The 321-nt window shown below is 52.3% G+C and carries 1 protein-coding gene; it reads right to left on the reverse strand.

All coding sequences use genetic code 11. The annotated features are described in order from the left end of the window. A partial coding sequence (locus OQX64_RS22375; RefSeq protein WP_265820425.1) for a DUF6443 domain-containing protein occupies positions 1-321 on the reverse strand: 321 nt, incomplete at both ends.

Raw genomic sequence — 321 nt, forward strand, 5'->3', positions numbered from 1 at the left:
ACTGTTCAACACGGGCTGCCAGGCATCGCCCGGGGCACCCTGCTCCAGCACCCGGTTCAGCGGGCTCGCCTCAAAAATCGTCTGTGAAAACGGTGTCGGGATCCTCACGATACCATTACTCATCTGTTCACCACTCTGGCTTCCTGAAACCGTATAAAAATTCAACTGCTCGCTTAATGCTGCTGACCGGTAGCTTCCATTGGTACCTGTTGCCGCATAAGGGAGGTATTTCTTATCCTCCCGGCCAAAGGCATCGTAGGCAAAGGGTTGCACAAGATCATTGAAAGCAGGGCTACCCTTTACCTGTACCGTTTGTAAAGA

The organism is Pedobacter sp. GR22-10 (genome assembly GCF_026239715.1).
Classification (GTDB): Bacteria; Bacteroidota; Bacteroidia; order Sphingobacteriales; family Sphingobacteriaceae; genus Pedobacter.